Source organism: Burkholderia sp. A2 (assembly GCF_001729305.1).
GTDB lineage: Bacteria > Pseudomonadota > Gammaproteobacteria > Burkholderiales > Burkholderiaceae > Burkholderia > Burkholderia sola.
The window spans coordinates 1-3,811 of record NZ_LZXX01000001.1 but is presented as its reverse complement, the minus strand read 5'-3'; the positions used below and the strand labels follow the sequence as shown (position 1 = coordinate 3,811).

The 3,811-nt window shown below is 66.6% G+C and carries 4 protein-coding genes; all 4 read left to right on the top strand.

The genetic code is table 11. The features are described from left to right. A partial coding sequence (locus tag A9Z05_RS00020; RefSeq protein WP_256121798.1) for a pyruvate kinase occupies nt 1-860 on the top strand: 860 nt, incomplete at its 5' end. A 317-nt stretch (nt 861-1,177) separates the two neighbouring features. Then, nucleotides 1,178-2,242 (top strand): class II fructose-bisphosphate aldolase, encoded by a 1,065-nt coding sequence (gene fba, locus A9Z05_RS00015; RefSeq protein WP_006481730.1) that lies wholly within the window; start codon nt 1,178-1,180, stop codon nt 2,240-2,242. Nucleotides 2,243-2,475: 233 nt separating this feature from the next. Further along, complete coding sequence (locus A9Z05_RS00010; protein WP_027785305.1) at nt 2,476-3,366, top strand: phosphoribosylaminoimidazolesuccinocarboxamide synthase; 891 nt, start codon at nt 2,476-2,478, stop codon at nt 3,364-3,366. Nucleotides 3,367-3,382: 16 nt separating this feature from the next. Beyond that, nucleotides 3,383-3,811: 5-(carboxyamino)imidazole ribonucleotide mutase (gene purE, locus A9Z05_RS00005; RefSeq protein WP_069616338.1), on the top strand; the 429-nt coding region annotated here is incomplete at its 3' end.

Here is a 3,811-nt window from a genome sequence, read left to right as displayed (position 1 = left end):
CGAAGAATGCGACCGACATGGAAATGGCGCGCCAGCTCGCGAACATCGCGGGCGCGCCATACGGCATCAAGCCGAAGATGATCGCGAAGATCGAGCGCGCGGAGGCGATTCCGGCGCTGCAGAGCATCCTCGACGCGTCCGACGGCATCATGGTCGCGCGCGGCGACCTCGCGGTCGAAGTGGGCAACGCGGCCGTGCCGGCGCTGCAGAAGCGGATGATCCGGATGGCGCGCGAGTCGAACAAGCTCGTGATCACCGCGACGCAGATGATGGAATCGATGATCTACGCGCCCGTGCCGACCCGCGCGGAAGTGTCGGACGTCGCGAATGCGGTGCTCGACGGCACCGACGCGGTGATGCTGTCGGCCGAGACGGCCGCCGGCAAGTACCCGGTCGTCACGATCGAGACGATGGCGGCCGTGTGCGTCGAGGCGGAAAAATCGGAAGAAGTCGAGCTGGACAAGGATTTCCTCGACCGCACGTTCACGCGGATCGACCAGTCGATCGCGATGGGCGCGCTGTTCACCGCGTACCACCTCGGCGCGAAGGCGATCATCGCGCTGACCGAATCGGGCGCGACCGCGCTGTGGATGTCGCGTCACTACACGCACGTGCCGATCTTCGCGCTGACGCCGCGCGTCGGCAGCGAGCGCACGATGGCGCTGTACCGCAACGTGACGCCGCTGCACGTCGACTTCAACAGCGACCGCGATTCGGCGCTGCAGGCGGCGCTCGAGATCGTCGTCAAGCAGGGCTACGTGCAGCACGGCGACATGGTCGTGCTGACCGTCGGCGAGCCGATGGGGCAGGCGGGCGGCACCAACACGCTGAAGATCGTGCGGGTCGGCGAGCACTATTGAGCGCCGGCTGAGCCGTATCGAACCGGCCCGCGGGCCGGCGGCCCGGATCGGCCGGAATCGATCCGGCACTGTTTTTTGCGCAAGCGCCGCGCGGGGTCCGAAGCCCCGCGCGGCTTTTTTTCTCCTTTTTGGCCGGATTGTGCCGTGCGAACGTAACAAATTGCGAGCGGGCGCCACCCAGCGGTCGGAATCGGAGGCGCTTCGCGATAAAATGCGGCTATTCGACGCTCAGCCGCGCCGCGCCGTCCCGGTTCAGAGGGGAGCGAGCGCCGCGCCGGCGTCAGGGCGCACCGGTTTTCATTCCAAGGAGTTCCACAATGCCTCTCGTATCAATGCGTCAATTGCTGGACCACGCGGCAGAGCACGGTTACGGCCTGCCGGCCTTCAACGTGAACAACCTGGAGCAGGTCCAGGCGATCATGGCGGCGGCGGATCAGGTCGGCGCGCCCGTGATCATGCAGGCATCGGCCGGCGCGCGTAAGTATGCGGGCGAGCCGTTCCTGCGCCACCTGATCGAAGCGGCGGTCGAATCGTATCCGCATATCCCGGTCGTGATGCACCAGGATCACGGCCAGTCGCCGGCGGTCTGCACGGCAGCGATTCGCAGCGGCTTCACGAGCGTGATGATGGACGGTTCGCTGGAAGCCGACGGCAAGACGGTCGCCTCCTACGAATACAACGTCGACGTGTCGCGCAAGGTCGTCGAGATGGCGCACTCGATCGGCGTGACGGTCGAAGCCGAACTCGGCGTGCTCGGCTCGCTCGAGACGATGAAGGGCGACAAGGAAGACGGCCACGGCGCGGAAGGCACGATGACCCGCGAGCAGCTGCTGACCGATCCGGAGCAGGCTGCCGACTTCGTGAAGCTCACGCAGTGCGACGCGCTCGCGATCGCGATCGGCACGTCGCACGGCGCATACAAGTTCTCGAAGAAGCCGACGGGCGACATCCTGTCGATCCAGCGCATCAAGGAAATTCACGCACGCATTCCGAACACGCACCTGGTGATGCACGGTTCGTCGTCGGTGCCGCAGGAACTGCTGGCCGAGATCCGCGAATTCGGCGGCGACATGAAGGAAACCTACGGCGTGCCGGTCGAGGAAATCCAGGAAGGCATCAAGCACGGCGTGCGCAAGATCAACATCGACACCGACCTGCGTCTCGCGATCACCGGCGCGATCCGCCGCTACCTGTTCGAGAACCCGGGCAAGTTCGATCCGCGCGACTACCTGAAGCCCGCGCGCGAAGCCGCGAAGAAGGTGTGCGTCGACCGTTACCTCGCGTTCGGCTGCGAAGGCCAGGCCGGCAAGATCAAGCCGGTGTCGCTCGACAAGATCGCCGAACAGTACAAGTCCGGCGCGCTCGCGCAGGTCGTGCGCTGAGACTGTAGTACGATTGCCCCGCCCGGTTCTGCCGCCGGGCACGGGCTGGCCGCCCGGTTGGCCGGATCCGATCCGGCCCCGGCAGCCGTTCCGTCCGGCCGAACGAGGGCCGGCCGGCAGCCGCCCGGGCGTTGCGCCCGCCGGTTCGCCGACGTATTGCAAGACCGCCGTTCCCGCCTGCCGCGGGGAACGGCGTTTCCCTTTTTGTTTGGCTCCTTATCTGCGAAAAGACGATGTCTACCCTTTACGAATCCACGCTCCGCTCGCTGCCGCTTCTCGGTCGCGGCAAGGTTCGCGACAACTACGCGGTCGGCAACGACAAGCTCCTGATCGTCACGACCGATCGCCTGTCGGCTTTCGACGTGGTGATGGGCGAGCCGATTCCGAACAAGGGCCGCGTGCTGAACCAGATGGCGAACTTCTGGTTCGACAAGCTCGCGCACATCGTGCCGAACCACCTGACGGGCGACGCGCCGGAAGCGGTCGTCGCGGCCGACGAGGTCGAGCAGGTGAAGGGCCGCGGCGTGGTCGTCAAGCGCCTCGAGCCGATCATGATCGAAGCGGTCGTGCGCGGCTACCTGGCCGGCAGCGGCTGGAAGGAATACCAGGCGTCGGGCGCCGTGTGCGGCGTGCAACTGCCCGAAGGCCTGCAGAACGCACAGAAGCTGCCCGAGCCGATCTTCACGCCGGCCGCGAAGGCCGAGATGGGCGAGCACGACGAGAACATCACGTTCGAGGAAACCGAGCGCCGCATCGGCACCGAGCTGGCCGCGACGATCCGCGACATCTCGATCCGCCTGTACAAGGAAGCGGCCGACTACGCGGCGACGCGCGGGATCATCATCGCCGACACGAAGTTCGAATTCGGCCTCGACAACCACGGCAAGCTGTACCTGATGGACGAAGTGCTGACCGCCGATTCGTCGCGCTTCTGGCCGGCCGACCAGTACGAAGTGGGCACGAACCCGCCGTCGTTCGACAAGCAGTTCGTGCGCGACTGGCTGGAGGCGCAGCCGTGGGGCAAGACGGCGCCGGCGCCGGCGCTGCCGGCCGACGTCGTCGAGAAGACGGCCGCGAAGTACCAGGAAGCGCTCGAGCGCATCACGGGCCAGTCGCTTGCCTGATCGAGGAAGATAAGAAATGAGTGAAGTCCAGACCGCCCACACGCACGGCGCGCCGCTCATCGGCGTGCTGATGGGCTCGAGTTCCGACTGGGACGTGATGAAGCATGCGGTCGCCATCCTGCAGGAATTCGGCGTGCCGTACGAGGCGAAGGTCGTGTCCGCGCACCGGATGCCCGACGAGATGTTCGACTATGCGGAGAAGGCGCGCGAGCGCGGGCTGCGCGCGATCATCGCGGGCGCCGGCGGCGCCGCGCACCTGCCCGGCATGCTGGCCGCGAAGACCACGGTGCCCGTGCTCGGCGTGCCGGTCGCGAGCAAGTACCTGAAGGGCGTCGATTCGCTGCACTCGATCGTGCAGATGCCGAAGGGCGTGCCGGTCGCGACGTTCGCGATCGGCGAGGCCGGCGCCGCGAATGCCGCGCTGTTCGCGGTGTCGATCCTGTCC

Coding starts and splice junctions, on each gene's coding strand:
- fba (WP_006481730.1), top strand. CDS start 1,178: ATGCCTCTCGTATCAATGCGTCAATTGCTGGACCACGCGGCAGAGCAC.
- A9Z05_RS00010 (WP_027785305.1), top strand. CDS start 2,476: ATGTCTACCCTTTACGAATCCACGCTCCGCTCGCTGCCGCTTCTCGGT.